The following is a 15031-nucleotide window of genomic DNA, read 5'->3' as shown; positions in this document are numbered from 1 at the left end:
CATCAGTACCGTGCGGCACGGCGAGTTGTCGACGCGCATCCCGGCACCTCGCGCGCCGCCCGGCGGCTACGGCTTGTCGATCGTGATGTTGGCCAGCGCCGTCTTCGCCACCTCGCGCCCGCGGGCCGTGAAGTCCCCCTTGCCCGGGTAGCTGACGGTCACCTTGTACATGTCGCCGGACTTGGTGCGGTAGTACCAGATCTGGAGTTCGCGCGGGCGCGGGTTCTGGCTGTCGTCGGTGGTGTAGACGACGGTGTTCTCGGCCGCGGGCCTGCCGTCGTGCGTGATGTTGCCGTTCGTGTGCGTCCTCGTCCTCGCCCCGGAGGGCATGTCGAGGTCGTACTCGCCGTCGCTCTTGAAGTGCTCGTTGTCGGCGTACATCTGGGCGGCGGCGGAGTTCTTGATGTCGCCCGACTGGTCCTCGCTCTTCCGCGCCAGATTCACGCCGATCCAGACGGCGCCGCTCGGGTCGGTGTACGTGACCCAGTTCTTGTCGGAGTCGTCCTTGCCCGGACGGCCCACCTCGTAGGCCGCCGGCACGCCGACACTCACGCCCAGCTTGGGGTTCGCCCGCTTCTTCCAGCCGTCGGGCAGCGGTCCGGCGAACGGGTCCGCGAGCACCAGGTACGCCGCCACCGCCGCCACGACGACGCCCGCGCCGATGCCCAGCAGCGTCCTGCGCCCGAGCCGGATCCCCCGCTCGGCGACATGGACCGGCTGCAGCGGCGCGGTGGGCGCCACGGGCGCGGGCTCCGGCGGGTTCGCGGCCAGCGTCAGCAGGGCCCTGACCTGGGCGGCGCCCGGCCGTCTCGCCGGGTCCTTCTGGAGCAGGCCGGTGATCACCTCGGCCAGCGGCCCGGACGCCGAGGCGGGCGGTGCGGGCGTGGCGTTGAGGACGGACTGGAGCGTGGCCGGCGTGTTGCTGCGGCGGAACGGCGACACGCCCTCGGTGGCCGCGTAGAGCACCACGCCCAGCGACCAGAGGTCGGCGGCCGGGCCGGGGCGCTGGCCCAGCACGCGCTCGGGGGCGATGTACTCGGGCGAGCCGACGAAGCCACCGGTGTCCGTCAGATTGGTCTCGCCCTCGATCTGCGCGATGCCGAAGTCGGTGAGGACGACGCGGTCGTAGCGGCCGAGGAGGACGTTGTCGGGTTTGACGTCGCGGTGCAGGATGCCCGCCTCGTGCGCGGCCTCCAGCGCGCCGAGCACCTCCAGGCCGATCCTGGCGGCCTCACGCGCGTCGAGCGTGCCCTCCTGGAGGGCGCTGCCGAGCGAGCGGCCCCGCACCAGCTCCATGACGATCCACGGCCGGCCGTCCACGACCGCCACGTCATGGACGTCGACGACCGCGGGATGGTCCAGCCGGGCCGCGGCACGCGCCTCGCGGCGCATCCGCTCGAAGACGTTGGCGCGTTCGCGGTCGGGAAGGTGATCCGGGACGCGGGGCTCCTTGACCGCGACCTCACGGTCGACCGTCTCGTCCTTGGCGCGCCACACCGTGCCCATGCCGCCGTGCCCGAGCTTCGCCAGCAGCCGGTAACGGCCCGCGATGAGGCGGCCGGTGCCCGGGTCGGGCGGCGCGGCGACCTGGGTCGGCACCGCGTACGGGTTCGGCTCCTGCGGCGGTTGCAGAACAAAACTCGTCGTCTCGTCGGACTCCCGGCCCGCGCCCCCGTTGCTGCTCATGGATCCATCCATATCGCGTCAGGCGCTCCCGTATCCACAGGGAATGCTTTCCGGTCACAGACCCGTGACGCACCCTGCCGTTTATCTCCCTTTTGAGAACGTACTTTCAGGTACGTACGAACGTGTCGATCGCGACGTCGAAGTACTCCTTGGCCTCCCGCACCTTGCCGACGGGCGCCGACACCCACACGTCGTACATCCGCCCGCCTTCCTCCCAGCACAGGTCGTAGGTGTGCCGGGGACCCTCCGCCGTGCTGAAGCCGTTCCAGGTGAACTCCCAGAGGGCGGCCGGGTGTCCGTGCTGCGCGGTCGAGGTGACCCGGCCGTCGTGGTAGCCGGGATTGGTGTCCGGGCCCTTGGCGGCGGAACGCCGCATCACCGCGAGCGGACCGCCCGGGTCCGGTGCGACGGCCTTGATGCTGAGGCGGAACGTCTCTCCGGGCGACATGTAGAAGACACGCTCCCCCTGCGGCTCCCGCGTGAAGCCCTCCGGTACGGCGAGGGAGAAACCGGCCGGGTCGTCCGCGACGCGGTAGCCGGACGGGGCGGAGGGGTGGCGACCGACGGTCGTACGGGCCGAGGGGGTCGCGCTGGAGGTGCTGGGCGACGGCGTCCTGCCGGTACCGCCGGTCGAAGGGGAGGCGGAACCACCGGGCGAGGCCGACGCGCTCACGGACGTCCCGGGGCTTGAACTCGCCGGTGTGCCGCCCCCTTCGCCGCCGCGGTGCATCAGCAGCGCCGCCGCCGACACCCCCGCCCCGGCCATCGCGGCGACGAGCAGCGCGGCCACGAGCATGCCGCGGGTGGAGTGCCGGGGCTGCTCCACCGTGACCGGCGGCGATGCCACCGGCGCCGGTGCCGCGGCCGGCGCGGGACGCGGACGCGGCACGTCCCGCTGGGTCGGGGTGTAGTCGGCCGCCGGGATGCGGCCCGTGGAACGGTACGCGCGCAGCATCCGCTCGGCCTGGTCCGCGTCCAGCCGCCGGTCCGGATCGCGCTCCAGCAGGCCCCGTACGACAGGCAGGAGCGGCTCGGCCTGCGGCGGTGGCCGTATCTCGTCGAACACCACCGCGTGCAGGATGCCGCCCAGCGAGTCCCGCCTGAAGGGGGATTCGCCGCTCAGCACGGTGCACAGCAGCGCGCCGACGGACCACAGGTCGGACTCCGGGCCGGTGCGCGCCCCGGACATCCGTTCCGGCGCGGTGTACTCGGGCGAGCCGACGAAGGACCCCGTCTCGGTGAGCGTGGTGGCACCCGCGACCTGCGCGATGCCGAAGTCGGTGAGGACGACGCGCCGGGAGCCGGACTCCAGCAGGACGTTGGCGGGTTTGATGTCGCGGTGCAGGACACCGGCCGCGTGCGCCGTGCGCAGCGCGCTCAGCAGGCCGATGCCGATCCGGGCGGCCTCCGCGGCGTCGACCGGCCCGTGCGCGGAGACCCGGTCGGCCAGCGTGCCGCCGTCGATCAACTCCATGACCAGGTAGGGGCGTTCGTCGTGCACCACGACGTCGTGCACCACGATGATGTGCGGATGGCGCAGCTGGGCCACCGCGCGGGCCTCGCGCAGCGTGCGCTCGCGCTGTCGCTGGGCCTCCTCGGCGGAGAGCGTCTCGTCGAGGTCGAGCGGGATCTCCTTGACCGCCACCCGCCGGCCGAGCAGCTCGTCGGTCGCCCGCCACACCACGCCCATGCCGCCGCGCCCGAGCCTGGCCTCGAGCCGGTAGCGGCCCGCGATGACGCGGACGTTCTCCCCCTCGGTCCCCATGCGCCCCATCATGCCCCACCGGACGGACCGGCTCCGGGGCGGTGATCGGCCAACTCCGGCTACTGCGAGGTCTTTTCCTGCCAGCCCTGCAGGACCGCGGCGAACTGCTTGCTCGTCTTGGCCCAGTCCTTCGCGGGCGTGCTCATGTAGATCGCGTACTCCGTGTTGTCACGCGAGAAGTACGTCTCCTCGATGGCGCGCCGCGGGCCGTAGCCGTTGGGCGAGTCCTTCTGCAGCGCCGTCCAGGTGTACTCCCACACCGAGCCGTCGCGGTCGCGGTAGATGTTCTTCTGCAGCTGCAGGCGCGTGTAGTTGACCAGCCGGTCGTCGAGCTGCTGGTCCAGGTCGAGCTGGTGCGAGTAGGCGTCCTTGAAGTCCGGCGAGGTGTCGAGGGCGATCCGGACGAAGTGCCGGCCGTTGTCGGGCGAGTAGTCGACCTGCCGCAGGTCGCCCTGGACGCCCACGACCGAGCGCTTCCAGCCCTTGGGCAGCCAGACGCTGAAGCCCCAGGGGTCGTCGTACTGCTTCCAGGAGGCGGGCACGCCGCCGACCGGGCGGCTGTCGTCGCTCTTGGACGGGGCGGGGCTCTGCGACGAGGAGGGCCCGCCGCCGGCCGGCCGCCCGGCCTCCCACTTCTGCCAGGCGACGGCCGCGCCGCCGCCGACGATCGCGGCGAGCGCGACCGTGAGCAGCAGGGTGCGCAGCCGGCGGCGCTTCGGCCGGACGGCGGGGCCCGCCGGCGCGCCGTTCGGCCCGAGCATGGTGGGCGCCGTCGCCGAGGGATACGGCGTCGCGGAGCCCGTCTGCGCACCGGTGCCGGTCGCCGTCTCGTAGCGGGACCCGCCGTGTTGCGTCGCCACGTACGCCTGGGCCGCGTCGGAACGCCGGCCCTCCGCCACCTCGGCGAGCATCTGCTCGGCCTCGACGGCGCCCGGCCGGGCCGCCGGGTCCTTGTGCAGCAGTGCGGCCATGACGGGCCCGAGCGGGCCGGCGAACTGCGGTGCGGCCGCGTCCTCCTCGACGACCGCCTGCATCGTGGACAGCGGCGAGGTGCGCCGGAACGGCGACCTGCCCTCCACCGCCGTGTAGAGCGTCGCGCCGAGCGCCCACAGGTCCGAGGCGGGGCCCGGGTCGTGGCCGCGGACGCGCTCGGGGGCGAGGTAGTCGACCGAGCCGACGACCTCTCCGGTGCGCGTGATGGTGGAGTCGCCCTCTATCTGGGCGATGCCGAAGTCGGTGAGCAGGACGCGGCCGTCGTGCCCGATGAGGACGTTGCCGGGCTTCACGTCGCGGTGCAGCACGCCGGCGGAGTGCGCGGCGCGCAGCGCCCGCAGCACCCACATCCCGATGCGCGCGGCCTCCGCGGGCTCGACCCGGCCGCGCTCCTTGACCGCGTCGGCCAGCGAGTACCCCTCGACCAGCTCCATCACGATCCACGGGCGGCCGTCGTGCTCGAGCACGTCGTGCACGGTGACCACGGCGGAGTGGTTGATGCGCGCGGCGGCGCGCGCCTCCGCCCGCGTCCGCGCGAGCAGCCGTTCCTGGTCGCTCTCGGAGACGTAGAGCGCGGCGGTCAACTCCTTGATCGCGACGGCCCGGTGCAGCACCTCGTCGTGCGCGCGCCACACGCGGCCCATGCCACCGCTGCCGATCGAGTCGGCGAGCCGGTAGCGGCCCGCGACTAGCTGGCCCTGCATCTGATTCACGTTGCCCCGCAATGCTCTTGACAGGGTCAGACTAAGGACAGGGCCGCCCGCACGGAACCAGGGGGGTGCCAAGGAGACCGCACTGTGACGGTTGTCGCTTCCGTGCGTATGGCGCAACCATCCGGGTCCTTCACGGAGCCTTCACGGATGAGTTCAGCCAGTCACCTGGTACGTGGTCGACGCCTGCTCGTACAGCTTCGTCACCTCGTCGCGCTGCGACTCGGGCCCGCGCACCTGCACGATGTGGTACCGCCCGTCGATGAGCATCGCGAGGTTGCGCACGTACAGGTCGCGTCCGGCGCCGTCGGTCCAGGTGAACTGCCCCTCGGCCATGGTGCGTGTGCCCACGGTGACGGTACGCAGCCCGGTCGCGGTGGCCCAGCTGGAGCTGCGGTACGGCTGCAACTCGTGCTCCGTGTCCCGCTGGTAGGCCATCGGGTCCTTGCCGTAGGTGACCGCGCCGTCCCGCCCCTTGACCACGATGAGCTGGAAGTCGCCGTGGGAGTAGACGACTTGGTTCCACGCGTTCCTCGGCGTCCGCGACCAGCCCTTGGCCACCGCGACCCGGAAGCCCTCCGGGTCCTTGCGCAGGGTGAAGCCGCCCGGCAGGTCGGGGCCGGTGGTCTGACTCTCCGTCGCACCGGCCGACTTGGAGCTGCTGGGGCTGTCCTTGGACCCGGGCGAGGTCTGGTCGGGCCGCGGCTGGCTGCTCGCGCCCTGCTCCGACTGCGTGGGCACGGGGCCGACGTCCCCGGCGCTGCCGGTACGGTCGCCCGCCGCGCCGTTCTCCCCGGCCTTCGGCATGAACAGCACGGCGTACGCGATCGCCGCGGCGAGCAGGAGCAGGACCAGCAGAAGCAGCGTGCGGCCCAGTCTGCGCGGTGACTTGACGTCCTGCTTGGCCCGCTTGTGCCGGCCGTGCGGGCTGGTCGCGGGGAGTCCGGCGCGCCGCCTGCGCACCAGCTCGCCCCGCCGCCGTACGACCGGCAGTCGGCTGGTGTCGGTCGGCGGTGCCGCGATGACGTGCGCGCCGGCGTCGGGCTCGGGCGCGGACCGCACGAGCGACCGCAGCCAGCCGCGCAGCTCCTCGAACTCCAGCCGCTCGGTGGGGTCCTGGCGCAGCAGCGACTCGACGACCGGCCTCAGCGGCCCGCACTCCTCGGCGAAGGCGGGCGGCTCGGCGCAGACCATCTGCACCAGCTCGGCCGTCGACTCCTCGGGATACGGCGCATGCCCCTGTACGGCCCGGAAGAGCAGCGCGCCCAGCGCCCACAGGTCGGTCGCGGGGCCGATGGGCGGCGCCAACTGCCAGTTCTCGTGCACCGGTCCGGCCTGCTCGGGCGCCCAGCGCTCGGTCACCGGCCCGACGACGGCCATCCGCGCCTGACGCGCCCGCTCCGCGGCGAGCGGAGTGGCGGGACCCCGGGACGAGGGACTGCCGGCCACCAGGTCGTCCCACCGGCTCGGCGGCGTCGCGCCGGACGGCTGCGGAACTCCCGCCGGGGGCGCGGTGTCCAGACCCGGCGCGGGGGCTCCGGGAGCGGTGGATCCGGCAGCCATGGATCCTGGAGCGGTGGCACCGTGGGCGCCGCCCGGCTGGGTGGCACCGTAGGCGCCGCCCGCTTGAGGGGCACCGGTCTGGGGGGCACCGTCGTCGAGGGGCGATCCGCCGAACTCCGCGCCGCCGAAAGCAGTGGTCTCCATGCCGCCGGGCTCCGTGCCGCCGGGCGGTAGTGCCGTGCGTCCGCCCTGGCCGCTCGTGAGGCCGGCCGCGCCGTTGACGCCGGGGCGCGGTGCGGCGCCGTGCCAGGGGGCGCCGCCCACGCCGTAGGGGTCGGCTATCTGGCCCGGAGGCGCGGGTGCCGTGTCGCCCGAAGTGTGCGTCTGCGCCGAACCGTTGGCCTGGGAGGCGGGGCCGCCCTCGGGCGCGGAACGGGCTCCCGGCAGGGCCGCCCGCTGACTCTGCTGCGCCTGCTGCACCCTGGCCGCGGCCCGGGCGCCCGCCCGGTACGCGGCGATCGCGCCCGCCCGCGCGGCCCGGACGTCCCCGCCGCTTTCCAGGGCCTTGGGCGCGAAGGCACCGCCCGCGCCCGGCGCCCCCGCCGCATGTGCCGCGTCCGGGCCGGCCGCGGCCAGTCCCCCGGCCGCCCGTGCCGCGATCGCCGCGCGCCGAGCGGCCTCGGGATCGCCGCCGGGACCGCCCTGAGCGCTCGGCTGCCCCTTGGCGCCCGGCAACTCCAGGCCGCCGGCGGGAGCGGACCCGGCCGAGCCCGAGGACTGCCCGGGCACGGTGCCCAAGCCGCCGTTCTCGTCACTCTCCGGAGCCGGCACCGGGTCGTACCCGCACAGTGCCTCCTCCGCGGCACCGACCGCGAGCCCGGTCAGCATCACCCGGCCGTCGTCGCACACGAGCACCGTCTTGGCCGTGATGTTGCGGTGCACCCAGCCGTGGGCGTGCAGCACGCGCAGTGCCATGAGGACGTCGGAGGCCACCTCGGCCGCGCGATACGGCGTCAGCGGCTTCTCGGCGAGCAGCGCCGCCAGCGGGCGGGCCTCCACCAACTCGCTGACGATCCACAGCGAACCGCCCTCGGCGAACACGTCGAAGACCTGGTCGAGCCGTGGATGGTCGGGAATCCGGGCCGCCGCCTGGGCGGCCTCCACCGCACGCCGCACGGCCGGATCGGTAGGCCGCCGCGTCCCGCTGCGTGCCGCGGACCGGGCGCCCCGCTCCCGCGGGCCACGGGCCGTGAAACCGTCGGGCAGGCCGTCGGCGTCGATCACCTCGGCCTCGACGACCTCCGGCAGCGGAATCTGCCTGACCAGGACTTCCTGTCCGCTGTAGGTGTCGAAGGCGCGGGTGTCGGTCAGTTCGTACTCGTCGGCGGGCGGCAGCGGAAGGCGGTAGCGGTCGGCGAGCACCCGACCCGCATAGTCGTCCACGTTGCCTCCCCCGGCAGCCCGGTCGGTCAATTCCGTTCGCCTTGCGCGCCGTTCCGGACCGATACCCGGATGCGTACGGTCCGCAAGCACTCACGATACGTGCCGGAGGCAACCCGCAAAGAGGGGATGCCAGATCTCACGGCCCAAACGCCGGGACGGTCACATCACGACTTCGGCTCGAACGTCTTCGCGAGTGTCTTCCACGTGTCCTTACGGAGTTCACTGCCCCAATTGGCCGCTTTCGCCGTGTACATCAGCGCATATCCGAGATGGTCGTTGACGACGAATCCCCGGTCTATGGTCCGGTACTTCGTCCCGCCGTCCACGTAGGTGAATTCCCAGTCGGCCGCGTTCCAGCCGCGGTAGTCCACCTTCTCTATTCGGATCTTCTGGTACTGCGAGCGCACCATGTAGCGCTCCTGGTTCTTCCAGTCGGCGACCGGGTCGCCCTTGGGCGTGGACGTCCAGGCGATGAGCAGCTTCTGCCCGTCGGGCCCGGTGAACCGGTCCCCCGCCGCGCCGTTGGACTGGTACTTCCACCCCTTGGGCAGCCCGATCGAGTAGCCCTGGCTCCCCTTGTACGTCGACTCCACCGCGCCGCCGCCCCCGGACGACCCGTCGCCCGCGCTGCCGCCGGTCGCGGTCGGGTTGTCACCCGGCGTGCCGGAAGACGGCGAGGCCCCGCCGGACTGCGCGGCACCGTCGCCCTTGTCCTTGCTGGTCCCCCCGCTCGTGTCCTCCTTGGTGCTGGCCTTGGCGGACGCGCTCGCCGCGACCTTCCCGCCACCGCTCTTCGCGCCGTTGGAGTCCTTGCCGTCGTCCCCGCCGAGCGTGAGCGCCAGCACGGTACCCAGCACGGCCAGCACGACCACCACCGCGATGATCACCAGCGTCCGCTTCGGCACCACGTCGCTGAGCGGCGCCCTGGGCACGGGCCGCGGCGGCAGGTCCGGCGGCGTCATGACCGGCCACCCCGAACTGCGCCCGCCCGACGGCGTGTTCGCGCTCGGCGCCGCACTCTTCCCGCCCGCGGAGTCCGCACCGCGCGACGCGGCCGGCGCACCCGAGGTCCCGGAAGAGGCCGCGGAGCCCGATGTCCCTCCCGGAGCCGACGGCGCCGAGGACGGCGCCGAGGCCGACGCGGACCCGGGAGGCACCGGCGGCAACGGAGCCGTGGAACCAGCGGTCCCCGCCGCCCCCTTGGACGCACCGCCGGAGCCCGAACCGGCATCGGAGCCACCGGACTTGCCGCGCGCCGCGGCCGCCGCACCGGCTGCCGCTCCCGCCGCCGTCGCGGCCTTGCGCACGGAACGCAGCGCCCCGCGCAGCTTCTCCGCCGCCTCCTCGGCCCGCTTCCCGCCGGAGCCGCCCGAACTCCGCCCGCCCTCGGGCCCGTCGGGCTGCGTCGGCAACGGCACGACCTTGGTCGCGTCCGCCGGCGGCTCCGGCTCCTCCTTGCGCTCGGGCGCGTGGATCACCGCGTTGAGCATGGCCCGCGCACCCGCGTCGTCGAGCCGCTGGGCCGGGTCCTTGGTGAGCAGACCGTAGATGACGTCCTTCAGCGGCCCCGCGTTCTTCGGCTCCTCCAGCGGCTCCGTCATCACCGCGGTCAGCGTCGCTATGGCCGAGCCCTTGTCGTACGGCGGCAGTCCCTCGACCGCCGCGTACAGCAGTCCGCCGAGCGACCAGAGGTCGGCCGCGGGGCCCGGCTTGTGCCCGCGGGCCCGCTCGGGGGAGATGTAGGAGGGCGCTCCGACGAGCATGCCGGTCGAGGTGATGGACGGGTCGCCCTCGACCTGGGCGATACCGAAGTCGGTGAGCACGACCCTGCCGGTCTCGGACTCCAGCAGCACGTTGGACGGCTTCACGTCACGGTGCAGGATGCCCTCGCGGTGCGCCGAACGCAGCACGTCGAGCACCGCGAGCCCGACCTCGGCCGCCCGCTTCGGTTCCAGCAGGCCGTCCTCCCGGATGACCTCGGCGAGCGACTTGCCCTCGACGAGCTCCATCACGATCCACGGCCGGTCGTCCTCGTCGACCACGTCGAAGACCGTCACCGCGCTGTTGTTGCGGATGCGCGCGATCGCCTTGGCCTCGCGCAGCGTCCGCGTGATCAGCCGCCGCTTCTCGTCCTCGTCGATGTTCGACGGGAACCTCAACTCCTTGACGGCGACCGTCCGGCCGAGGGTCTCGTCCTCGGCCCGCCACACCGTGCCCATGCCGCCTCGGCCGAGCACCCGTCCCAGCCGGTAGCGCCCGGCGAGTAGACGATCACGGTTGTCCTGACGAGTGTCCTGACGAGATGACCCCGCCCGCTCCGCCTCCGACATGCGTCCCCTCATGCAACCCGCCCTGACAGAGCCTCCATTGTCCCTCACCCGACAAGTGCCCAGTGCCCAGGGTGCCCGTGGTGCCGTACGGGGGATTTGCGCCCCGAAGACCCCGCTGAACCTCGCATTCCGCCACCCTGCATGATGGGCCGTGACTAGGGAGGAGGCGTGATGACGCCGCTTCGGACACTACTGGCCGTACCTGTGTCCCTGGCCCTGCTCGCCCTCGTCCCCGGCAGCTCGCCGACTCCCCCGGCACCCGCCACGGACGCGATCCTTCCGCTGCTGGTCACGCAGGGTGGAGCGCCCGCCGCGGCCCTGCTGGCCCAGGAACAGTCCGGCACCCGCTACGCCCGGGCGGGTCGCGGCATCGCCCGCGCCGACCACTTCCGCGCCGGCAGCATCACCAAGACCTTCGTCGCCACGGTCGTCCTGCAACTCGCCGCGCAGCACCGGCTCTCCCTGTCCGACACCGTCGAGCGGCACCTGCCCGGACTGGTGCGCGGAGCGGGCAACGACGGCCGGTCACTGACACTGCGGTCCCTGCTCACCCACACCAGCGGCCTGTACGACTACACCCGGGACACCCGAGGCGTCACCCCCGTCACCGCTCCTCAGGCCATGCACATCGCGCTCACCCACCCCCCGGCCCACTCCGGCCGCTTCTCGTACTCGAACACCAACTACGTCCTGCTCGGCCTGGTCATCGAGCAGGTCACCGGCCGCTCCTACGCCACGGAGGCCGAGCGGCGCATCATCGCCCCGCTGGGTCTGACGGGCACCTCCTTTCCCGGCTCGCGCACCTCTCTGCCCTCCCCGCACGGCCGCGCCTACACCGCCGGCGGAACCGACGTCACCGATCTCGACCCGCGGGTGGCCGGGGCCGCGGGCGAGATGGTGACCACGCTCGCCGACCTGGACCGCTTCTACGCGGCCCTGCTCGACGGCGAACTGCTGCCCTCGCGCTGGCTGCGCGAGATGCTCGACACCCGCACCGCACACGGCTCGTACGGCATGGGCCTGTTTCCCGTGAAGCTGCCGTGCGGCACCACGGTGTGGGGACACAACGGACGCATCCTCGGCAGCTACGTGCGCACCGCAGCCACCGCCGACGGCCGTCGTGTCCTCACCTTCCGCGTGAACACGGCGGGGATCGCGGATCCCGGTCTCGAACCCCGGCTGCTCGACGCCGAGTTCTGCCCCCGCACCCAGTAGAACGACCGGGTCCCGAACGAAGATCCCAGATCCTGACACTCGTTCGGGTGACACCTCGGGTGACCAAGGATGACCAGGGGTGATCCCGGGTGACCTCGCGTGATACGAGGTCAGGCCCGGGACGAGGACGGGATTTACAGCGGCACGATGTCCGGCGCCCCCAGTCGCGCCGCGTCCGCCGTGAGGTCGTCGGGCTGCCGCTGCGACTCGCGCTCGGCCTCCACCCGCTTCTCGTAGTGCTCGACCTCGCGCTCGATCTGGTCCTTGTCCCAGCCGAGCACCGGGGCCATGAGCTCGGCCGCCTCCCGTGCGCTGCGCGTCCCCCGGTCGAAGGTCTCGATGGAGATGCGGGTGCGCCGGGTGAGCACGTCGTCCAGGTGCCGGGCGCCCTCGTGCGAGGCGGCGTAGACGATCTCGGCGCGCAGATAGTCGTCGGCGGCCTGGAGGGGATCGCCGAGGGACGACTCGGCGGCGATGAGGTCGAGGACCTCCTCGGCCATCGCGCCGTACCGATTCAGCAGGTGCTCCACGCGCACCACGTGGAGTCCGGTCCGGGCCGCGATCCGCGCCCGGGCGTTCCACAGCGCCCGGTAGCCCTCGGCGCCCAGCAGCGGCACGTCCTCCGTCACGCACTCGGCGACCCGCATGTCGAGGCCGTGCACCGCCTCGTCCACCGCGTCCTTGGCCATCACCCGGTACGTCGTGTACTTGCCGCCCGCCACCACGACCAGGCCGGGCGCCGGATGCGCCACGGTGTGCTCGCGCGACAGCTTGCTGGTGGCGTCCGACTCACCGGCCAGCAGCGGGCGCAGGCCCGCGTACACCCCCTGCACGTCGTCCCGGGTCAGCGGCACCGCGAGGACCGAGTTCACATGCTCCAGCAGGTAGTCGATGTCCGCGCTGGAGGCGGCGGGGTGCGCCTTGTCGAGGTCCCAGTCGGTGTCCGTCGTGCCGACGATCCAGTGCCGCCCCCAGGGGATGACGAACAGCACGGACTTCTCCGTGCGCAGGATCAGCCCGGAGGAGGAGCTGATGCGGTCCTTCGGCACGACCAGATGGATGCCCTTGGACGCCCGGACGTGGAACTGCCCGCGCTCGCCCACCATCGCCTGGGTGTCGTCGGTCCACACGCCCGTCGCGTTGACGATCTGCTTGGCGTGGATCTCGTACTCCCCGCCTCCCTCGACGTCCTGCACGCGCGCGCCGACGACCCGTTCGCCCTCGCGGAGGAAGCCCGTCACCCGCGCACGGTTGGCGGCCTTCGCGCCGTAGGAGGCCGCCGTGCGCACCAGCGTGGCCACATAGCGCGCGTCGTCCATCTGGGCGTCGTAGTACTGCAGGGCCCCGACCAGCGCGTCCTTCTTCAAGGCCGGAGCCACGCGAAGGGCGTGACGGCGGGTCAGGTGACGGTGCAGGGGCAGGCCGCGGCCGTGACCGCGGGCCATCGACATGGCGTCGTAGAGCGCGACGCCCGAGCCCGCGTAGAGCCGCTCCCAGCCCTGGTGCTGCAGCGGGTAGAGGAACGGCACCGGCTTCACCAGGTGCGGGGCCAGCCGCTCCAGCAGCAGGCCGCGCTCCTTCAGCGCCTCCCGCACGAGCGCGAAGTCGAGCATCTCCAGATAGCGCAGCCCGCCGTGGACCAGCTTGCTGGACCTGCTGGAAGTGCCCGAAGCCCAGTCACGCGCCTCGACCAGGCCGGTGGACAGGCCGCGGGTCACGGCGTCGAGGGCGGTTCCCGCACCGACCACGCCACCGCCCACGACCAGCACGTCCAGCTCGCGCTCGGCCATTGCCGCCAGTGACTCGGCGCGCTGCGCCGGCCCCAGTGTCGCTGTCCTCACTGCTGCCTCCCGCTATCGATAGCGCCGGCCGCACCCATCGGGCGAAGCCCGTGTTCTATCCCCCCTGCCCAAAATTCTGACCGGCTTGCCCGAGTTCAGCCACCACTCACCCCCAGCCTGTGGACAACATTCCCGGGACCTGCGGAAAACACGGTCGGCCAATACCGCAAGACGGTCATATTTACTCCTAGTGTGACATTGCGCTTCACCTGTCCTGTCCACAGGGCTTGCGCACCTGTCCCGCTTCGGCTACTGGGAAGGACGGCCCACGCCATGCCCGCAGATCTCGCCGTCATCGGACTCGGCCCGTTCGGCCTGCCCCTGGCCCAGGCAGCCGTCGCCGCGGGCATCCCCACGCTCGGCTACCGGACCGGTCCCGAACCCGGGTCCCTCAGCCCCGCCGAACTGCGCCGCATGTTCTCGGGGGGCTTCAAGCACGCCACCACCCCCGCCGAGCTCGGCCGGGTCCGCACGGCGGTGATCTGCGCGCCGACGCCGCGCGGCGCGGACGGCGGCCTCGACCTCGGCCAGGTGGAGGCGGCGGCCCACACGCTGGCGGCCCACATGCGCCCGCACACCACGGTGATCCTGGAGTCGCCCGTTCCCCCCGGAACGACCGAGGAGTTCCTGCGCCCGGTCCTGGAGCAGGGCTCCGGGCTGCGCGCGGGCCGCGACTTCCACCTCGCCTACTCCCCCAGTCGGGTGGATCCGGGCAACCGCGACTTCACCCCGGCCAACACCCCCAAGGTGATCGGCGGCCTCACGCCCGCGTGCACCGAGTCGGCCGCCGCGTTCTACGGCCGCCTCACCGACAAGGTGGTACGCGCGCGTGGGCTGCGCGAGGCGGAGACCGTGCAGCTCCTGGAGACCAACTTCCGGCACGTCAACATCGCTCTCGTCAACGAGATGGCCGTCCTCTGCCACGGCCTCGGCGTCGACCTGTGGGACGTCATCCGCTGCGCGGAGACCAAGCCGTTCGGCTTCGAGGCCTTCCGGCCCGGCCCCGGCGTCGGCGGCCACGCCGTCCCCCAGGACCTCACCGGGCACACCGGCCGCACCCTGCGCATGGTCGAACTGGCCCAGCAGGTCAACAGCCAGATGCCCCGTTACGTCGTCCGGCGCGCGGCCACGCTCCTCAACGAGCACGGCAAGTCGGCCCGGGGCGCCCGCGTGCTGCTCCTCGGCGTCACCTACAAGCCCGACCTCGCCGACCAACAGGGCACCCCCGCACGGGAGATCGCGGTCCGCCTCATGGAACTCGGCGCCGCCGTCAGCTACCACGACCCGCACGTCCCGTCCTGGAACGTCCTCGACCGCCCGGTCCCCCGCGCCGACTCCCTCTACGAGGCCGCGGCCGACGCCGATCTGACGATCCTGCTCCAGCAGCACCGCACGTACGACCTCCAGGGCCTGTCGGTGAAGGCACAGCTGCTGCTGGACACGAGGGGCGCCGCACCCACCGGGGTGGCCCACCGGTTGTGACGGCGTCCGTCCCCTCGGGCAGGCGAAAGGCCGGTCACCGCAGCGCGGTGACCGGCCTTCGGG

At 72.8% G+C, this 15031-nt stretch carries 8 protein-coding genes; 2 read left to right on the top strand and 6 right to left on the bottom strand.

Annotated elements, in window-relative coordinates; all coding sequences use genetic code 11:
• Positions 1-66: 66 nt before the first annotated feature.
• The 5 genes from ACFU97_RS07935 to ACFU97_RS07915 form a co-directional block, all read right to left on the bottom strand.
• The gene (locus ACFU97_RS07935; RefSeq protein ID WP_384252356.1) at positions 67-1686 is read right to left on the bottom strand and encodes a serine/threonine-protein kinase; all 1620 of its coding nucleotides are present in this window, start codon (positions 1684-1686) and stop codon (positions 67-69) included.
• Between the two features lie 106 nt (positions 1687-1792).
• Entirely contained in the window at positions 1793-3451 is a 1659-nt protein-coding gene (locus ACFU97_RS07930; protein WP_384252354.1) for a serine/threonine-protein kinase, read from the bottom strand.
• Between the two features lie 59 nt (positions 3452-3510).
• Positions 3511-5148, bottom strand: a complete 1638-nt coding sequence (locus tag ACFU97_RS07925; RefSeq protein WP_384252351.1) for a serine/threonine-protein kinase — start codon at positions 5146-5148, stop codon at positions 3511-3513.
• Between the two features lie 162 nt (positions 5149-5310).
• Positions 5311-8100 carry a protein kinase gene (locus ACFU97_RS07920; RefSeq protein WP_384252349.1) on the bottom strand — a complete coding sequence of 930 codons (2790 nt, stop codon included), beginning with the start codon at positions 8098-8100 and terminating at the stop codon, positions 5311-5313.
• 164 nt (positions 8101-8264) lie between these two features.
• The gene (locus ACFU97_RS07915) at positions 8265-10430 is read right to left on the bottom strand and encodes a serine/threonine-protein kinase (protein WP_384252712.1); all 2166 of its coding nucleotides are present in this window, start codon (positions 10428-10430) and stop codon (positions 8265-8267) included.
• A 171-nt stretch (positions 10431-10601) separates the two neighbouring features.
• On the opposite strand from ACFU97_RS07915, the gene ACFU97_RS07910 reads away from it, so the two are divergent.
• Positions 10602-11645, top strand: a complete 1044-nt coding sequence (locus tag ACFU97_RS07910; RefSeq protein ID WP_384252346.1) for a serine hydrolase domain-containing protein — start codon at positions 10602-10604, stop codon at positions 11643-11645.
• 134 nt (positions 11646-11779) lie between these two features.
• Here the strand turns inward: ACFU97_RS07910 and ACFU97_RS07905 are convergent, their stop codons facing one another.
• A complete protein-coding gene (locus ACFU97_RS07905; protein ID WP_384252343.1) occupies positions 11780-13486 on the bottom strand; it encodes a glycerol-3-phosphate dehydrogenase/oxidase in 1707 nt (568 codons plus the stop codon).
• Positions 13487-13759: 273 nt separating this feature from the next.
• On the opposite strand from ACFU97_RS07905, the gene ACFU97_RS07900 reads away from it, so the two are divergent.
• A complete protein-coding gene (locus tag ACFU97_RS07900; RefSeq protein WP_384252340.1) occupies positions 13760-14968 on the top strand; it encodes a nucleotide sugar dehydrogenase in 1209 nt (402 codons plus the stop codon).
• The last annotated feature ends 63 nt before the right edge of the window (positions 14969-15031 follow it).

The organism is Streptomyces sp. NPDC057616 (genome assembly GCF_042800575.1).
Taxonomy (GTDB): domain Bacteria; phylum Actinomycetota; class Actinomycetes; order Streptomycetales; family Streptomycetaceae; genus Streptomyces.
This window is presented reverse-complemented; position numbering and strand designations above follow the sequence as displayed.

Coding starts and splice junctions, on each gene's coding strand:
- ACFU97_RS07925 (WP_384252351.1), bottom strand. CDS start 5,148: ATGCAGGGCCAGCTAGTCGCGGGCCGCTACCGGCTCGCCGACTCGATC.
- ACFU97_RS07910 (WP_384252346.1), top strand. CDS start 10,602: ATGACGCCGCTTCGGACACTACTGGCCGTACCTGTGTCCCTGGCCCTG.
- ACFU97_RS07930 (WP_384252354.1), bottom strand. CDS start 3,451: ATGGGGACCGAGGGGGAGAACGTCCGCGTCATCGCGGGCCGCTACCGG.
- ACFU97_RS07900 (WP_384252340.1), top strand. CDS start 13,760: ATGCCCGCAGATCTCGCCGTCATCGGACTCGGCCCGTTCGGCCTGCCC.
- ACFU97_RS07935 (WP_384252356.1), bottom strand. CDS start 1,686: ATGAGCAGCAACGGGGGCGCGGGCCGGGAGTCCGACGAGACGACGAGT.
- ACFU97_RS07915 (WP_384252712.1), bottom strand. CDS start 10,430: ATGTCGGAGGCGGAGCGGGCGGGGTCATCTCGTCAGGACACTCGTCAG.